This is a genomic window from Bradyrhizobium forestalis (assembly GCF_002795245.1).
Lineage (GTDB): Bacteria > Pseudomonadota > Alphaproteobacteria > Rhizobiales > Xanthobacteraceae > Bradyrhizobium > Bradyrhizobium forestalis.
In genome coordinates, this window is record NZ_PGVG01000008.1 from 100386 (window position 1) to 115224 (window position 14839).

A 14839-nucleotide genomic window follows, 5' to 3' on the forward strand; every position below is an offset into this window, starting at 1 on the left:
AGCGGCCACGACGAAGAGGGGGCGGGATCGACATCCTGGCCCCTCTTTTCGTTTCCATATTATGGCCTGACGATGTTCATGGCCTGCGCCGTCGCGCCCTGACCTCCACCATCAGCTGCCAATCTTGCGCTGCTACCGACTTGGCTTCGCCAAGCCAATGGAAGGAGTCGTCCGTGATCCCGGTAAAGCTCCAGCGCGTCAGCTCGCCGGATTCGGTCGTGCCTTCCTGCACGATGTCGTCGCCACGCGGACGGCCGATCTGCTGCCGGAACACGCGGCGGCCCGGATCGAACCAGGAAATCCGCCACGCATCCATGGCCGGATCGTAGACGCGGAGTGTCGTGCCATACCAATTGCCGGCGATCGGAAAGGCCGCGCTGCCCGCCGGCCGGGGAATGATCCAGACGTCCTGCACGGCGCGCCCTTCCAGCACCCAGCCGAAATGGATTTCGCCTGGCGCGGTGTGTTTCGTTCCGTCCGGTCCATGAGCGGTGATCTCGGCGTCCCAGTCGCCGACGAAGCGGCCGTAAAGCTGGAGCGCGGCGGCGTGCTCGGGGTTGGGTCCGTCCGCGTGCAATAGTCGCGCAAAGTCGGTCATGTCGCTCTCCTGTTGCAGGGAAATCAGCATGACCGGCCGATCGCCGGCTTGGAAAAAATTGCGCTCTAGACCCCGTCGAGGATGATCACCGTCGGCTTGGTCGGCAGCGTATCCCGCGACATCCGGAACGAGCGCTCGATGCGCCGGTCGATCTCGAACTGCTGGCCGATCCGGCGCATGAAGTCGTCGAGCGGGGTGGCGAAGCGGTGCATCGGCAGCACCACCGAGGCGCGCAGCCGTTTGGTGATCTCGGAGATGCCGTCCAGTGACATGGTATAGGTGCCGTCGATCGGCACCATCACGATGTCCAGCCGCCCGATCTGGGCAAAATGGCTGTCGTCCAGCTTGTGGTGAAGGTGGCCGAGATGGCCGATGCAGAGGCCGGCCGCCTCGAAGATGAAGATGGAATTGCCGTCGCGGATCATGTCGGTGCCGACATCGTCGCCGAAATAACGGCGGATGTCGGTCGTGACGTTGCGGATGAAAGTGTCGCTGATGCGCTCCGACACGATCGCCGGCTTGCCGTCCTCGCCCCAGCCATGCAGCACATGGGGAATTCGTTTGTCGGGATATAAGGAATAGTGCGTGCTATGCGCCCGGTTCATGGTGACGACATCGGGCAGTCGCCCCACCTGGTATGCACCGCTATAGTCGGTCGCGATGCGCAAGCCGGCGGGCGTGTCGATGAAATAGGTGGAATGGCCGGCATAGGTGATCTCGACCTCCGCGGCAGCCGCCGCCTGCCTGAAGACGACCGGCACGGCCCGCGGCGCCGCATCGGCCATCGCCAGGCATTCGCTGCGCTGTGGCTGCTGGGCGAGGGCAGGTGCCAGCCAGCCGAGGAACGCCAAAGCCGTCAGCAATAGTCGAGACATCACTGGTCCGTCCGCCATTCAGTCGACGATCCGGTCAATGTAGCTTCGAATTGTTCCGGCGTCATGCCGATGCCGCGACCGCTCGCTGCATTAAGGATAGAGTCAACCTTGGCCTGTTTCAGCGGGTGGCCTCGCCTACCCGTTTTTCGATGGCCTCGGCTGAGAACATCTCCCGATATCGTGCGCTCGACAGTTGGCGCGGCATTTGCGCCTGCATGGTCGCGCTGTTTCACTTCGACGTGATCAGCCATCTGTCCTTCCTGCCGCTCACCAGGCATGCCTATCTGTTCGTCGATTTCTTCTTCGTGCTGAGCGGCTTTGTCATTGCTTCGAATTATCGTTCGCGTCTCGCTGAGGGCTTCGGCACGGGCCGCTTCCTCGCCCTGCGGCTTGGGCGGATCTATCCGCTGCATCTCGTGACGTTGCTCCTGTTCATTCCCATTGACGCTGCGAAGGACGGCATCGGTCCGAACCTTCTTCAGGCAATCGTCACAAACGTCCTTATGCTGCAGGGGCTCGGCGTCAATCCGCAGAACTGGCTGAATTTTCGCGAGTTGGAGCATCAGTACCGAGTTCTCCGCCTATGTGATCTTCGCCGTCGTCGTAAGCCGGATCGGGTCGGCGATCTGGCCCTGGCTGCTCCCGATCATGGCCGGACCGGCCGTGCTCGCCACCATCAGCCCCGATGGGATGAATGCGACCTACGACTATGCCTCGTGCGTTGCCTCTATGGCTTTGCGCTTGGCGTTGTCTGCTTCGACTTGCGAGAGCGCTTCCCGGTGTTGCGCGCACGCCAGGCGCCATCAGGCGAAACATGGCTCGAGGCGGCGAGCCTCATGCTCGTCGTGTTCTATGTTTCGGTCGCCGGTAGCAACGTCATCCTGCAGGTGGCCTCGCCGCTGGTCTTCACGCTTGTCGTTCTCGTGTTCGCGCGTGAGGCTGGTGGGGTCAGCCGCTGGCTGACGGTGCCGTTCATGCTCATGATCGGCACGCTGACTTATTCGATCTACATGCTGCACCCGTTCGTCAGAGCCGTTGTGCGGGCGATCCTCATGGTCGTCGAACGTCTCGCGCATATGGAGCTGTTTGTCTCCTATGCGCTGAGCCCGGGTCATGAACCGACGAAAGTGGTCTCCATGAATGGATCGCTCTGGCTCGGCGATCTCCTGCAGATTGCGATGCTGCTGTTGACCGTGCTGCTGTCGGTTGCAACCTATCGCTTCGTGGAAGAGCCCGGGCGCAACTGGGTCAGGCGCCTGGCGGATCGGCGCAAGGCCGCCGCAGTACGCAGCGCACAACCGGCCTTCGACACCTGACGCGGCGGCCTTGCGGGCGACTGATGCCCGTTATTCCCGCATTCTAGTCGCGCCTTGGGCTGAACTTCCAGGTGACGGCGACGAGGCCAGCGGTGATCAGGCCGCTGATCAGGCCGGCGATCGGCAAAGTGAGCAACAACGCGGCGCTGGCGGCCCAGCCGATCGAGGAGAAGGCTTCGGCAAAGGTTGCAAGCCGCGAAGACGTCTGGCGGCGGCGGAATTGGCTGCGCCTTGCCTGCACCCGGAACCAGAGCTGGATCGCAGTCGCCGAGGCCGCGCTGACGACGATCGCTCCGGCACTCACCGCGGCCTGGAACGGCGAGGCGAAGGCGAGCGCTCCGACCAGCGGGCAGAAGATGGCGGCGATCGCGATCAGCACCACCTCGATCTTGGCACGGATGACGCTCGACGGTGTCAGCGGCGCGGTGGCGACGAGATCGGGAGCATCCTCCCCCGAGATCGTCAGCCAGGCGAGCCCGCCGGCAAGCTGTCCGGCCGCCATCACGATGACAGGCGTGATCAGCGTCAGCGCCGCCGAGTTGTCGGCAAAGTTGCGCCAGAGCAGAAGCGCCGGCGGCACCAGATAGAGCAGCTGCATCAATGTCTGCGAGATCAGCCAGGGATCGCGCCACAGCAGCATGAATTCTTTGCGCCGCAGCGCCTGCTGGCGCGATCCGCCGCGGAACGGGCGCTCCGTGGCGCGGACGCGGCCGGATGTGCCGTACGCCGCCGCATCGATCGCGGTGTCGGCGAAGCGGTGCGAGAAGATCGCCATGACGCTGCCGAGCAGCACCAGAGCGAGCGCAAGAAGCAGCAGCAGTGCCTCGGTGTCGCCCATGGTCGCCCGCGCCGGCCACCACCAGATGCTGTCGACATCAGGCGCGTAGGCGGCAAGGCTTCCCGAGGTCAGGATGGTGAAGCGCGACAGCGTGCCGTAGGACATGATCGCGGCGACCTGAAGCGCGATCACGAAGCCCGCGCCGATGATCGCGGCGAGGATCTGGGCGATCAGGCGGGTTCGCGCCGGGCCGATCAGCCGGAATAGGAGAATGGTGACGGCGATGGCGATCGCCGCGGCCGACAGGCCCATCGCAATGACGACGCCGAAGGCGGCGAGCCAGCGCGCGCCACCGCCGATCACCAGAACGTCGATGAAGGGCGTCGAGAACAGCAGCGCGAGCACGGTGACGGTCAGCGCGATCGCGGCAATGCGGACCGAGAACAAATTGGCCAGCCTCGCCGGCGAGGACATGATCAGGTCGAGATCGGCGCGAGCGTAGAATACCCGCGTCACCGATTCGATCGCCTGCGACAGCATCAAGGTCCAGGCGAGAAAGATCGTCGCCGAAATCATGATCAGCGGGGATTTGTCGAGCGGCAGCTGCAGGTCGGCGAAACGGCCGATCACCGCCCAGGCCGGCAGGTGCAGCAGCGCGGCGAAGCAGAAGAGGCCGATCACCGCAGCGCGTGTACGCTTGCGCCGGCCGCCCGTCATCATGGCGAACCATTCGCGCCAGGCGAGCCGCAGCTCGTGGCGGGCAAACCAGGAGAGCGCGGTTGCCGAGCTCATGCCGCGGCCTGAAGCGTCACCAGCGCAATGAAGAGATCTTCCAGGCTGGTGTCGGCATGGCCATTCTGCTGGCGCAGCTCGGTAAGCGTGCCCTCCGCGACCAGGCGGCCAGAGGCGATCACGCCGATGCGGTCGGCCATGCGCTCGGCGACCTCGAGAATATGCGTGGTCATGATGACGGTGCAGCCGGCGCGGACGCGCGCGCTGAGCAGGCCCTTCACGTGGCGGGCGGAGACGGCATCGAGCCCCGTCAGCGGCTCATCGAGGATGATGAGGCGGGGGTCGTGCACCAGCGCCCCTGCGAGAGCGACCTTCTGGCGCATGCCCTTGGAAAAGCCCTCGCAGCGCTCGTGTCGGTGCGCCTCGAGCCCGAGCGAGCCGAGCAGCTCTTGCGCGACCGGTTCCGAGGCCGACGGGGCGATGCCCCAGAGCCCGGCGACGAATTCGAGATATTCGAGCGGCGTCAGCTTGTCGTAGATCATGGGCTCGTCGGAGACCCAGGCCATCACCTGCTTGGCGGCGACGGGGTCCGCCAGCGCATCGATGCCGAAGATCGAGACGGCGCCCGCATCGGGCCTGAGCAGGCCCGCAACCATGCGCAAAGTCGTGGTCTTGCCGGCGCCGTTGGGGCCGACCAGCGCGTAGAATTCGCCGGCGTGAATGGTGAGATCGAGGCTGTCGACCGCCGGACGGTCAAAACGCTTCGTTAACCCTCGGACTTCCAGGGCCGAGTTGTCCGGCTTCATGACGGCCACACCATCCGGTTCTGCATCACCCGAGACCATGCCCCCAAGATGTTTCGGCACCGTGAATCGCACTGCCGCAAATTCCGTCATCCGGATTGGACTAAAGGCAAGGCACCCCGACAAGTCACCGTTTGTTGACAGCGCGCGGGCGTTCAGGCTGAATTGATTCCGGACAAATGGCGCTAACGCAGCGAAACGACTGCGTAGCGACTGGACACAAGATGCGGCAAGGCGGCCAAAAGAACCGCCGGTTGCATCGGGAGGATGCGCGGCGATGCTGGATTTCGTTCAGCAGCTGGTCAGCGGTGTTGCGCTCGGCTGCGTTTACGGCCTGATCGCGCTCGGCTTCGTGCTCGTCTACAAGGCCACCGAGGTCGTCAACTTCGCCCAGGGCGATTTGATGATGCTGGGCGGCTTCTTCGCTTTCACCTTCATCGGCATGATGGGCCTGAATTACTGGATCGGCTTTGCCGGTGCGGTGGCCGCGATGGCGCTGTTCGGCATGCTGGCGGAGCGCGTGGTGGTGCGGCCGATCCTCGGTTACCCGCAGTTCTCGATCATCATGGCGACGATCGGGCTGGGCTATTTCCTGCGTTCGATCGCCGGCATGATCTGGGGCACCGACGACCTGAAGATCGAGACGCCGTTCAGCCAGGGCGTGCTGCGCATGGGCTCGCTGGTGCTCGCCTACGACAAGCTCTCGGTGATCGCGGCGACGATGATCCTGTGCACGCTGCTCTGGCTGTTCTTCAACAAGACCATGCTCGGCACTGCGATGCGCGCCAGCTCCGAGAACATGCTGGCGGCCTACTATATGGGCATTCCTGTCAAACGCGTGGTGTCGGTCGTCTGGGCGATCAGCGCGGCGGTCGCGACCTGCGCCGGCGTGCTGCTGGCGCCGATCACCTTCATCCACTCCAATGTCGGCCTCGTGCTCGGCCTGAAGGCGTTTCCCGCCGCCGTGCTCGGCGGCTTCGGCTCGATCCCGGGCGCCGTGGTCGGCGGCGTCCTGATCGGCGTGATCGAGAGCATGGCCGGCTTTTACCTGCCCGAGGGCTGGAAGGACGTCGCGCCCTATGTCGTGCTGCTGACCGTGCTGCTCTTGAAGCCCGAAGGCCTGTTCGGCCTTCACGTCCGCAAGAAGGTCTGAACACCATGCGCTTCCTGTTCAAGACCGACTACGAGGACGACATCAAGCTGTTCCCGCATTCGGGCTACGTCGTCTCCTACGGCATCCTGCTCGCGCTGCTGCTGATCGCGCCCTATGTGCTCTCCAGCTATTTGATGAGCCAGCTCGTTTTCGTCTGCATCTATGCGATCGTCGGCGTGGCGCTCCTGATCTTGACCGGGTTTACCGGCCAGGCCTCGCTCGGGCACGCCGCGTTCCTCGCCATCGGGGCCTACACCGCGGCTTACTTGCAGAAATATAACGTGCCGTTCCCGGTCTACTTCCTCGCCGCCGGGCTGTTGACCGGCATCATCGGCGCGATGGTCGGCTTTCCCGCGCTGCGCCTGACCGGCATCTACCTCGTGATCGCCACCATCTCCTTTGCCCTGATCGTCGAGGAGATCCTGGCGCGCTGGGAGAGCGTCACCAACGGCAACGAGGGCATGCGGGTCAAGACGCTGTCGCTGCTCGGCGTCGCTGTGCCGCGCGACAGCCCGACCTTCTATTACCTCTGCCTTGCCGTGCTGGTGCTGACCATCGTCGGCACGCTCAATCTGCTGCGTTCGCCGACAGGCCGCGCCTTCGTCGCGATCCGCGACTCCGAGACGGCGGCGCGCAGCATGGGCGTCAACGTTGCGCTCTACAAGGTGAAGTCGTTCGCGATCTCGGCCGCGATCACCGGCTTTGCCGGCGTCCTGTTCGCGCACAAGCTCTCCTTCATCTCGCCGGAGATGTTCACGCTCCAGCTCTCGATCGAGTTCATCATCGTGATCCTGATCGGCGGCACCTTCAGCCTGCACGGCGCGGTTCTGGGCGCGATCTTCATCGTGATGATCGATCCGTTCCTGACCTATCTCAAGGACGACATGCCCGGCATCATCGCCGGGATCGCCGCGACGTTCGGCGCCAGCCCGGCCACCGCGGGAAACATCCAATCGAACGTCGCGGCCTTCGCCTCGCTCAATGGTTTGAAGGGCGCGATCTACGGCATCATCATCGTGCTGTTCGTCCTGTTCGAGCCGCTCGGGCTCTACGGCCGCTGGCTCAAGATAAAACTCTTCTTCCAGCTGTTCCCGCTCTACAAGCGTGCCACCTTCAAGCGGCAGAAGATCTACGTGAAGTCGGAGCGCAACCGATGAGCTATTTTCGCGCCGAGAACCTGTCGCTGCACTTCGGCGGCCTCAAGGCCGTCGATGCAGTCTCGTTCGCGGTCGAGAAGGGCGAGATCCTCTCGATCATCGGGCCCAACGGCGCCGGCAAGAGCTCGATCTTCAATCTGATCTCGCGGATCTACCGGCCGACCTCGGGCCGGATCTTCTTCGAGGACCAGGACATCACCGAAGAGCCGCCCTACGACATCGCCAAGCTCGGCATCGCCCGCACCTTCCAGAACATCGAGCTGTTCGAGAATGCGACCGTGCTTTCCAATTTGCTGGTCGGCCGCCACCGGCATTCGACGACGCAGCTTTGGCAGGAGCTGCTGTTCCTGCCGAGCGTGCGGGCCAACGAGAAGGTGCATCGCCGCAGGGTCGAGCAGGTCATCGAATTCCTCGACCTCGAGCCCTACCGCGACAAGCTGATCTCGGGCCTGCCCTACGGCGTCCGCAAGGTGATCGAGCTGGCGCGCGCCCTGTGCTCGGAGCCGAAGCTGATCCTGCTCGACGAGCCGTCCTCCGGCCTCAATGTCGAGGAGACCGACGACATGTCGTTCTGGATCCGCGACATGCGGAGCGAGCTCGGCGTCACCGTATTGATGGTCGAGCACGACATGTCGCTGGTCAACCGCGTCTCCGATCGCGTGATTGCGCTGAACTACGGAAGGGTGCTCGCCATGGGTTCGCCCGCCGAGGTGCAGCAGCACCCCGACGTCGTCGCAGCATATCTGGGAGCCTGAGGAATGGACGCCGCGGCGACCCCGGATATCATCCTCAAGCTCTCCAACATCGAGAGCTATTACGGGCCGATCATGGCGATCCGGGGCATCTCGCTGGAAGTGCCGCGCGGCCGCATCGTCACGCTGCTCGGGGCGAACGGGGCCGGCAAGACCACGGTGCTGAAGACCATCTCGGGCATTCTCGATCCGCAGAAGGGGACGATCGAGTTTCTGGGCAAGCCGATCCAGCGCATGGAGGCTGACCGGATCGTGCGGCTTGGCCTCAGCCATGTGCCGGAGGGGCGCGAGGTGTTCCCGTTCCTGTCCGTGCGTGAGAACCTGATGATGGGCGCCTATCCGCGCAAGGACCGCGACGGCGTCGCCGAGGATCTGGAGCGCGTCTACGGCTATTTCCCGCGCCTGAAGGAGCGCATCAACCAGCCGGCTGGCCAGCTCTCCGGCGGCGAGCAGCAGATGCTCGCGATCGGGCGCGCGCTGATGAACCGGCCGACGCTGCTGCTGCTCGATGAGCCCTCGCTCGGCCTGTCGCCGCTGTTGGTGAAGGAGATCTTCACCATCATCCGCCGGGTCAACGAGGAGCAGGGCATGTCGATCCTCTTGGTCGAGCAGAACGCCAAGGTGGCGCTGGAGACGGCCCATTACGGCTATGTGCTGGAGATCGGCCGGATCGTGATGAACGACAGCTGCGACCGCTTGATGCATTCCCAGGATATCCAGGAATTCTACCTTGGCGCCAAGGAAGCGGGCGCGCGCGGCGAGCGGCGCTGGAAAAAGAAGAAGACGTGGCGGTGAGGAAGAGCTGGCGGTAAGATGAGCTTGCCATCCGTAACGTAGACCGCCGGCAAGGCAGGCAACGGAGGCAGGCGACAGGGAGGAGAGGTGCATGGCCCGACCGGCGGTGCTGACGGTCGCTGATACGATCGCGAAGAGCTTCTTGCGCGCCGCCGAGACGCGGGGCGACAGGCCGGCGATCCGCGAGAAGAAATTCGGCATCTGGCAGCCGACGAGCTGGCGCCAATGGCTGGAGATCTCGAAGGAGATCGCCTACGCGCTTCGCGCCGTCGGCTTCATGCCCGGCGACGTCGCCTCCATCATCGCCAATGCGGTGCCCGAATGGGTCCACGCCGACATGGGCATATTGTGCGCCGGCGGCGTCTCCTCCGGAATCTATCCGACCGATTCCCCGTCCCAGGTCGAGTATCTCGTCAACGACTCCCGCACGAAGGTGATCTTCGCCGAGGACGAGGAGCAGCTCGACAAGATCCTCACCTGCCGCGCGCGCTGCCCCTCCCTGCAGAAGATCATCGTGTTCGACATGGAGGGTCTCAGCGGCTTCTCCGACGACATGGTGATGTCGCTCGACGAGCTTTGCGCGCTCGGCCGCAACCACATGGTCGGCCGCGAAGCGCTGTGGCAGGAGATGATCGACAGCCGCAGCGCCGGCGATCTCGCGATCCTTGTCTATACGTCCGGCACGACCGGTCCGCCCAAGGGCGCGATGCACGCCAACCGCAGCGTCACCCATCAGATGCGGCACGCCAGCGACTTCATCCCGGCGCGAGAGGACGAAGACCGGCTGGTCTTCCTGCCGCTCTGCCACGTCGCAGAGCGCATCGGCGGCTACTACATCTCGGTCGCGCTCGGCTCGGTGATGAATTTTGCCGAGAGCCCGGAGACCGTGCCGGACAACTTACGTGAAGTGCAGCCGACCGCCTTTCTGGCGGTGCCGCGCATCTGGGAAAAGTTCTATTCCGCCATCACCATCGCGCTGAAGGATGCGACGCCGCTCCAGCAATGGGTGTATCGCCGCGCCATCGGCATCGGCTATCGCATGGTCGATTGCCGGCTGGAGGGCAGGGCGCCGCCGCTGTCGCTGCGCCTCGCCGACCGCATCGCTTACCTGGTCGCGTTCAGAAACATTCGCCGCATGATCGGGCTCGACCGCTGCCGCATCGCGTTCACCGGTGCGGCTCCGATCGCACCGGAGCTGATCCGCTGGTATCTGGCGCTCGGCATCGACATGCACGAGGTCTACGGCCAGACCGAGAATTGCGGGGTCGCCACCATGATGCCGGCGGACAGGATCAAGCTCGGGTCGGTCGGCACCGCGGTGCCCTGGGGCGAGGTCGCGCTGTCGCCCGACGGCGAGATCCTGATCAAGGGCGACTTCCTGTTCATGGGCTACCTGAACCAGCCGGAGAAGACCGCGGAGACGATCGATGCCCGCGGCTGGCTGCACACCGGCGACGTCGGCACCATCGACAATGAGGGCTTCGTCCGCATCACCGACCGGATGAAGGACATCATCATTACTTCCGGCGGCAAGAACATCACGCCGTCCGAGATCGAGAACCAGCTCAAGTTCTCGCCCTATATCTCGGACGCGGTCGTGATCGGCGACAAGCGACCCTATCTCACCTGCCTCGTGATGATCGACCAGGAGAACGTCGAGAAGTTCGCCCAGGATCACGACATCCCCTTTACCAATTATGCCAGCCTGTGCCGGGCGAGGGAGATCCAGGACCTGATCGGGCGCGAGATCGAACAGGTCAACGCCAATTTCGCCCGCGTCGAGACCATCAAGAGATTCTATCTGATCGAGCGCCAGCTCACCCCCGAGGACGAGGAGCTGACGCCGACCATGAAGCTGAAGCGCGGCTTCGTAAACAAGCGTTACGCGGTCGAGATCGAAGCGATGTATCGCGAGCGTGCGGTGGCGTGATGCGCATGCCCCCGGAAAAGTGGGAACCGGTTTTCCGATGAGGGGCATGCGCAGAAAAGAAAGTTTGTCGATTTGAGAAAGCGAAGGAGCTGTGGCCCTCGCCCTTCGTGCAACACGGGCCTTTAGGAGAGGAGACGTCAATGTCGAAATCGTTCAGCGCATTCGGCCTTGCTGTGGGTGCCGTGGCGCTCACCTGTCTGCCGGCCGCAGCGCAAACCAAGGTCACCAACGAGGGCATCTCGGCAACCGAGATCGTCATCGGCACGCACCAGGACCTGTCGGGTCCGATCAAGGGGTGGGGCGTGCCGGTCGCGAACGGCATGAAGATGGCGACCGAGGAGATCAACGCGTCCGGCGGAATCAACGGCCGCAAGATTCGACTGGTCGTCGAGGACAGCGGCTATGATCCGAAGAAGGCCGTGCTGGCGTCGCAAAAGCTGATCGAGCGCGACAAGATCTTCGCGATGGTGGGACCGATGGGATCACCGACAGTGCTCGCCGCGCAGGACATCCTCTTCGACGCCGGCGTGCTGCAGCTCTTCCCGCTGACGGCGGCGGAGTTCACCTTCAAGTTCGATCCGGCCAAGCCGCAGGAGCGACTGAAGTTCAACAATCTGCTGCCCTACGTCGAGAGCACGCGGGCTGCGCTGAAATACATGATGGAGTGGAAGGGCTTCAAGAAGCCCTGCATCATGCATCAGGATGACGAGTACGGTAAGAACGTGCTCGACGGCTTCAATCAGCAGCTTACCGCGATGAAGGCGCAGCCGGCTTCGATCACGAGCTACAAGCGCGGCGCCTCCGATTTCAGCGCGCAGATCGCCAAGATGAAATCCGATGGCTGCGACCTCGTCCTGCTCGGCACCGTGCTCCGCGAGACCATAGGAGCGATGAGCGAAGCCAAGAAGCTCGGCTGGGATGTCACCTTCCTCGGCGCGACCCCCACCAACGTGATGGAGGTTCCTGCGCTGGGCAAGGACGCGGTCGAGGGCCTCTATGCCGCCAGCGGCTTCGAGATTCCCTATGAGGACACCGCCAAGGGCAAGGTGAAGGATTGGCTCGTCAACTATAAGAAGATGTTCAGCGCCGACGCCAACACGCAGGCCATCATCGGCTACAATGCGATGATGACGTTTGCGTTCTACGCGAACAGGGCCGGCAAGGATCTCACCGGTCAGAAGATGCTGGATGCGCTCGAATCGGGCGAGAAATTCCTCGACATCTTCAACTCGCCCCCGACCAAGTTCTCCAAGACCGACCATCTCGCCAACACCATCACCCAGGTCCAGCAGGTCAAGGGCGGCCGCTGGGTGCTGGTGAAGGACAATCTGATGTTTTGATGAGATGGCGCATTCACCCTCCCCTGGAGGGGGAGGGTCGATCGCGCGCAGCGCGAGCGGGGTGGGGTGATCTCTCAACACGGGCAGCACTCGATGTGGAGGGACCGCCACCCCACCCCGTCTCACATCTCGCTGCGCTCAATGTGAGCCGACCCTCCCCTTCCAGGGGAGGGTAAGAGCTCACGATCCCCCGCTCGCGTTGCCCGAATTCACCGGGGCCAGCTCGTCCTCCCGGCATCGCCAGCCGTCGGCGGCTTTCACGAAGGCGAAAGTTCGCTGAATCCTCAGGCGGCGCGTGACGTTGAAGGCTTCTGCGGAGCGCTCCTTGTTGCCGGCTCCCGGCTGCGGACGACCCGTCCTCGCGTCCCAGCAGGTGCCGGTGCAGGTGGAGGCGACCTTGCTGCACATGGTGAAGGGCATCAGCACGGCCATCTCGATCTCGCCCGTGACCTGCGCCTCCTGCTCGGTCACCTGGCTGTCGAGCGCATAGACGCGGTTGATGCGCAGGAAGTTGCCGCAGGAATTGGCCGCATGGATTCGCGCGGCGCAGAAATCGACGGCGTCGGTGTCGGGCGAGCGGGCCGCGACCTGCCGGCCGAACACTTTTCGGGGATCGCCCTTCGCCGCGCGGATTTCATCAGTCTTGCGCTTCAAATGGTCGGCGAGGCAGTCCTCCGCGGATTCCAGCTCTTGCAGCGGCACGTTCTCCTTGCCGACCAGATTGCATTTGCGGTCGCGCTCTCGCGTCCATCTTCCGTATTCGGCGAAGGCAAAGCGTGCCGCGGTCGGGTCTAATTTACCGATCAGGCCGAGCACCTGGCCGTTGAGCTCGGTTTCGGCAAGCGCCAGCGACGGGTCCGCGCAGATCAGCGCGCCCGCTGCGGTGTTGGCCGCGAGGCAGTCGAAATCAGGATCGCGCACGATGGCGGCGCGCTCCTCGGTGACCTTGAGCAGGCATCCCTTGATCCGGTCGAATTCGTCGGCGCGGATCGCGGTCTGGCCGACGATGCCGCAGCTGAGATTGCGCTGGCGGATCCAGATCGCATTCTCCTCGATTCCAGGCAGGCGATCGGGCAGGCGGGCGAGCCGCGCCTCGATCGCCGTGCTCAGCTTCTCGGCGGCGGCGGCAAGCTCGGCATCACCGCAGAATAATTGGTTGCCGGGGTCGCGAATCTGCTGGCAGTTGTTCTTGGCAAACAGCGGCAGCCTGTCGGCGATCGAGCGGTCGGACTGCGCCGACGCGGGCGCCGCCGGCAATGCCAGCAGCGCAAGCACAGACAGCACGATGAATCGCATTCCAATCGCCCCCGCATGGAAGGCGCCATGCTAGCGTCTGGGATCGCGCGGCGAAATGGGTTTGTGGTGGGGATCCGGGCTACAAGCAATCAACGCGCCTCGGCGACCGCCATCGAGACCTGCACCGGTTCGTCGACATACTTCATCACCGCCGACTGGTAGAGCACGAACAGCGGCTGATAGCTCCGGGTCGCGTCATCCCTGACCATCGCCATGCGGCGGTTGTCGAGCATCAGCCACTGGCCGTCGAGCTTTGCTGCGGCAATCGCGTGCTCCTCGCCGGCCCTGGCGTCGCGCACCACGACGATGCGGAGGTCTTCAGCGGCAACGCCGGCCAGCCGCAGCGCGGCCAGCTTGGCGATGGCATAGTCCTCGCAATCGCCGGCGCCGCGGGCGAAGGTCGCAAGCGGCGAGCTCCAGACGTCGTCGGTGCCATCATTGGCGGCGTGGATGGCGAGGTTGATGGCGCGGTTGGTCTCGCCGAGGCGCGCGCGGCCGTCGCGGGCGCGGGCCTGGTCGACGATGGCGAGCAGCTTCAGGGCCGCGGGCGAAGCGCAATTATCCCGGTCGCCGTCGCACAGCGCGAGCTGCACCATGTCGTCGTCGAGCTTGTCCTTCAGCGCGGACCATTTCTGCCGCAGGCTGCCGGACGAGATGGCGAAGGCGAACACGCCGAACGGTTCGGCGGATTTGCGCACGAGCACGCCGGCGCCCGGCGACAGCAGCGTGCCGGCGCGAAGCTCGGCGGCAGATCCGAGCAGGATCAAGCCGCACAAGACAAGGATTGCGCGCCAGGCGCGCGAGCGAACAGCGGTCTCCATCTGACATCCCCTTCCCGTGCTTCGCGAGATCCCCCTCGATCTCGACGTGCCGGGCTTTGTTGCTTTCGCGGAGATAGTGCGAGAAGGGCCGTTTTGTTCTGCTTAACGCGCCCGGCAGGGCCCCCAAAACCGGGGGACAGGCTGAAACAGACCTGCCCGAATTGCGTAAAATTTTACGATTCGGTGGCTAGGAGGGGCCTCGCTGCCGCGAAATGGAGCCAGTTGCAGGCAGAAGTTGCGAGGGTGCCGATTCTGCCTCCTATGGCTAACAGCCCGCTATTTTACGGGTTCTGTTAGTTAGGTCACAGATTTAGCTCCGTATTTGCCGCAGGATGCTGCAGGGCACCACGAAGGAAAGATGACGCAAGTATCTGTTCGACCAACTGTACGATAGATGACTTGGGTGATGGGAAATGCGTGCATCTAAGCCTGTTTCGACTTCAGAATGCTTGAAACATTACTTCGGCTTGTCTGGGAAGGCGCCGCCCCTCGG

General features: G+C 63.9%; 13 protein-coding genes. 7 read left to right on the top strand and 6 right to left on the bottom strand.

Annotation, left to right across the window (positions count from 1 at the left end):
- Window positions 1–76 precede the first annotated feature (76 nt).
- Together CVM73_RS12320 and CVM73_RS12325 are read right to left on the bottom strand one after the other, a co-directional pair.
- Window positions 77–598, bottom strand: coding sequence for a hypothetical protein (locus CVM73_RS12320; protein ID WP_167406800.1), 522 nt, complete (start codon window positions 596–598; stop codon window positions 77–79).
- A 65-nt stretch (window positions 599–663) separates the two neighbouring features.
- A complete protein-coding gene (locus CVM73_RS12325) occupies window positions 664–1473 on the bottom strand; it encodes an MBL fold metallo-hydrolase (protein ID WP_100232253.1) in 810 nt (269 codons plus the stop codon).
- A 50-nt stretch (window positions 1474–1523) separates the two neighbouring features.
- On the opposite strand from CVM73_RS12325, the gene CVM73_RS12330 reads away from it, so the two are divergent.
- Window positions 1524–2789, top strand: a complete 1266-nt coding sequence (locus tag CVM73_RS12330; RefSeq protein WP_146006591.1) for an acyltransferase family protein — start codon at window positions 1524–1526, stop codon at window positions 2787–2789.
- 43 nt (window positions 2790–2832) lie between these two features.
- On the opposite strand, the gene CVM73_RS12335 is transcribed toward CVM73_RS12330, so the two are convergent.
- Window positions 2833–4359, bottom strand: coding sequence for a permease (locus tag CVM73_RS12335; RefSeq protein WP_100232255.1), 1527 nt, complete (start codon window positions 4357–4359; stop codon window positions 2833–2835).
- Window positions 4356–5105: an ABC transporter ATP-binding protein gene (locus tag CVM73_RS12340; protein ID WP_167406801.1), complete on the bottom strand. Its 750-nt coding sequence runs from the start codon at window positions 5103–5105 to the stop codon at window positions 4356–4358. Before CVM73_RS12340 ends, CVM73_RS12335 begins: the two co-directional genes overlap by 4 nt.
- A 274-nt stretch (window positions 5106–5379) precedes the next feature.
- Between CVM73_RS12340 and CVM73_RS12345 the strand changes: the two genes are divergently transcribed.
- The 6 genes from CVM73_RS12345 (at window position 5380) to CVM73_RS12370 (ending at window position 12229) form a co-directional block, all read left to right on the top strand.
- The gene (locus CVM73_RS12345; protein WP_100232257.1) at window positions 5380–6255 is read left to right on the top strand and encodes a branched-chain amino acid ABC transporter permease; all 876 of its coding nucleotides are present in this window, start codon (window positions 5380–5382) and stop codon (window positions 6253–6255) included.
- Window positions 6256–6260: 5 nt separating this feature from the next.
- Window positions 6261–7412: a branched-chain amino acid ABC transporter permease gene (locus CVM73_RS12350; RefSeq protein ID WP_100232258.1), complete on the top strand. Its 1152-nt coding sequence runs from the start codon at window positions 6261–6263 to the stop codon at window positions 7410–7412.
- On the top strand, window positions 7409–8167 hold the full coding sequence (locus CVM73_RS12355) for an ABC transporter ATP-binding protein (protein ID WP_100232259.1): 759 nt from the start codon (window positions 7409–7411) through the stop codon (window positions 8165–8167). The genes CVM73_RS12350 and CVM73_RS12355 overlap by 4 nt, the downstream gene beginning before the upstream one ends.
- Before the next feature lie 3 nt (window positions 8168–8170).
- Window positions 8171–8959 (top strand): ABC transporter ATP-binding protein, encoded by a 789-nt coding sequence (locus CVM73_RS12360; RefSeq protein ID WP_100232260.1) that lies wholly within the window; start codon window positions 8171–8173, stop codon window positions 8957–8959.
- A 91-nt stretch (window positions 8960–9050) separates the two neighbouring features.
- Window positions 9051–10889 carry an AMP-dependent synthetase/ligase gene (locus tag CVM73_RS12365; protein WP_100232261.1) on the top strand — a complete coding sequence of 613 codons (1839 nt, stop codon included), beginning with the start codon at window positions 9051–9053 and terminating at the stop codon, window positions 10887–10889.
- Between the two features lie 140 nt (window positions 10890–11029).
- On the top strand, window positions 11030–12229 hold the full coding sequence (locus CVM73_RS12370; RefSeq protein ID WP_100232262.1) for an ABC transporter substrate-binding protein: 1200 nt from the start codon (window positions 11030–11032) through the stop codon (window positions 12227–12229).
- A 180-nt stretch (window positions 12230–12409) separates the two neighbouring features.
- On the opposite strand, the gene CVM73_RS12375 is transcribed toward CVM73_RS12370, so the two are convergent.
- Window positions 12410–13525 carry a lysozyme inhibitor LprI family protein gene (locus CVM73_RS12375; protein WP_100232263.1) on the bottom strand — a complete coding sequence of 372 codons (1116 nt, stop codon included), beginning with the start codon at window positions 13523–13525 and terminating at the stop codon, window positions 12410–12412.
- Window positions 13526–13614: 89 nt separating this feature from the next.
- Window positions 13615–14346: a transglutaminase-like cysteine peptidase gene (locus tag CVM73_RS12380; protein WP_100232264.1), complete on the bottom strand. Its 732-nt coding sequence runs from the start codon at window positions 14344–14346 to the stop codon at window positions 13615–13617.
- Between the last annotated feature and the right edge of the window lie 493 nt (window positions 14347–14839).